Origin of the sequence: Mesorhizobium sp. M7A.F.Ca.CA.001.10.2.1 (assembly GCF_003998575.1) — a bacterium.
Taxonomy (GTDB): Bacteria; Pseudomonadota; Alphaproteobacteria; order Rhizobiales; family Rhizobiaceae; genus Mesorhizobium.
The window spans coordinates 1-1,974 of the sequence record NZ_RZQY01000878.1 but is presented as its reverse complement, the minus strand read 5'-3'; the positions used below and the strand labels follow the sequence as shown (position 1 = coordinate 1,974).

The 1,974-nt window shown below is 64.8% G+C and carries 3 protein-coding genes and 1 pseudogene; 1 reads left to right on the top strand and 3 read right to left on the bottom strand.

Going from position 1 to position 1,974, the window contains the following annotated elements:
* Nucleotides 1–436 (top strand): substrate-binding domain-containing protein (locus tag EN964_RS32960; RefSeq protein WP_164776258.1); only part of this gene is annotated, 436 nt, incomplete at its 5' end.
* A gap of 40 nt (nt 437–476) precedes the next feature.
* Here EN964_RS32960 and EN964_RS32955 read toward each other — a convergent pair.
* The 3 genes and pseudogenes from EN964_RS32955 to EN964_RS32945 form a co-directional block, all read right to left on the bottom strand.
* Nucleotides 477–938 carry a MarR family winged helix-turn-helix transcriptional regulator gene (locus EN964_RS32955; RefSeq protein ID WP_127271007.1) on the bottom strand — a complete coding sequence of 154 codons (462 nt, stop codon included), beginning with the start codon at nt 936–938 and terminating at the stop codon, nt 477–479.
* Nucleotides 935–1,519 carry an amino acid synthesis family protein gene (locus tag EN964_RS32950; RefSeq protein WP_127271009.1) on the bottom strand — a complete coding sequence of 195 codons (585 nt, stop codon included), beginning with the start codon at nt 1,517–1,519 and terminating at the stop codon, nt 935–937. The genes EN964_RS32955 and EN964_RS32950 overlap by 4 nt, the downstream gene beginning before the upstream one ends.
* A pseudogene (locus tag EN964_RS32945) lies at nt 1,512–1,974 on the bottom strand (UPF0280 family protein); the annotation flags it as partial. The gene EN964_RS32950 and the pseudogene EN964_RS32945, both read right to left, overlap by 8 nt.

The following is a 1,974-nucleotide window of genomic DNA, read 5'->3' as shown; positions in this document are numbered from 1 at the left end:
CCGCCACGACGGCTTCCACGAATTCACCGACAAGGAGCCGGGCATCAAATATCTGCTCGACCAGCAATCGGGCGACTGGAAGCAGGATCAGGCCTACAATCTGATGGCCAACGCGCTGAAGAGCAACGAGAAGATCGATCTCGTTTACGGACACAACGATCCGATGGCCTACGGCGCCTATCTCGCCGCCAAGGATGTCGGCCGCGAGAAGGACATCAAGTTCATTGGTATCGACGGCCTGCCCAACGAAGGCGTGCAGATGGTCAACAAGGGCGAGCTGACGGCAACCTTCACCTATGTCACTCCCGGTGCCGAAGGCCTGCGCCAGGCGATCAAGTTCCTCAACGGCGAGAAGGTCGAAAAGACCATCACTCTGCCGACCGAGAAGATCACCAAGGAAAACGCCGCCCAGGTGCTGAAGGACAACGGCCTCTGAGCCAAGCTTCCTGCCGGGTGCCTTTTTGGCGCCCGGCGGTCTAAGCCAGCTTCACCAGCAGCTTCATGAAGGTGGCGATCTCCTTGGCGGAGAGCGGTGCCAGCGTCTCCTGGGTGATCTCGCGCGCCAGCGGGATCAGGCGGTCGATGGCATCACGGCCTGCCGCGGTCAGATTGACCAGCAGCCGTCTCTTGTCGACCTCGTGCCTGGAAAGCTCGACCAGGCCGCGCGCCTTCAGCCGGTCGATGACGCCCTTCACCGTCGCCGCATCCATCGCGATCAGCGTGCCGAGCTGGTTCTGCGAGGTCTCGCCGACGTCACGCAGCTTGGCCAACGCCGCGAATTGCGGCGGCGTCAGATCGCCGATATGCGCGGCAAATATCGCCACATGGCGCTGATGCGCCTTGCGCAGGATGAAGCCGACCTGCTCCTGCAGCAGGTAATCCTGGTCGTCCGGCGCCTCGACCTCGACCAGCTTGAGCAGATTGTCCTCGCCGCTCACCGCAAGCCATCCCAGGCTTTGATGTCATCGGCCGCGAGACCACCCATGCGATTGTGGATGCGCGGGCCACAGGTCATGGCGAGGCAGAACAGGATTTCGTCTGGGCGCGGACCATCGCTGATGCCGACTTCCATGGCGTCGAAATGGCTGCGCACATAGGCGGCGTTGATGTGGCCGAGCGGTACATCGAGCTTTGAACCGAACGCGCCGACCTTCTTGGCCGACGGCACGATCGCCTTGGCGTCGCCGAGCCGTTCGCGCATGGCGTAGCCGCCGGGCACATGCCACAGCGCACCGTGCTCCAACTCGCCCGCCGTGCCGACAATGGCGCCCTTGCCGTAGCCGTCGATCTGCTTGACGTCGCCGCCGAGCGCCGCGATCAGCCGGTCGGCGAGCAACAGGCCGAGCGGCTTCAGATCGTCCATGGCGCTCTGCAAGTCTTCGACATAGCGCCCGGCGAACGGGTTTTTCACCAGGGCCATCGCGGCGGCGCGGCGGCGCGGCACCTGGGCCACCGGCCCGCCCTCGTGAAAAATCTCTTCGGTCAGCACCGCGATTTTGCGGATCGAAAACTCAGGCATGGGCAACTTCCTCCCTCGAACTTTTGTTGGGCGCGGCAAGCGCAACCGAGCCACTGATGCGGGCCTCACCGCCAAGAAACAGCGCCGATCCGGCAATCAGGCCGCGCCGGCGAAAATCTTCGGCGACGGCAAGGCCATTGTCCAGCGCCCGCGCCACTTCGCCAAGGGCAAGCGTGCCGACACCATGTGTCACCAGGCGCGCGCCGAGATCGCTGTCGGGCGACAATTCATGTGCGGGAATGCGCTTGATGGCGGGATTGCCGGGCAGGTCCACCGCGTTGGCAATGAGGGTCGCCGCCGCATCTGCCTCGGCGCCGGTCCGCGCGAGCACGGTGACGGCGTCGGCAATGCCAAGCGAGAAGGAGCGGCCGCGCCAGCCGCTGGTGGCAACGCCGCGAACGCCATCTTCCGCGCGGATCGTGATCCGGTCGGCCATGCCGTTACCGGTGCCGGCG

Coding starts and splice junctions, on each gene's coding strand:
- EN964_RS32950 (WP_127271009.1), bottom strand. CDS start 1,519: ATGCCTGAGTTTTCGATCCGCAAAATCGCGGTGCTGACCGAAGAGATT.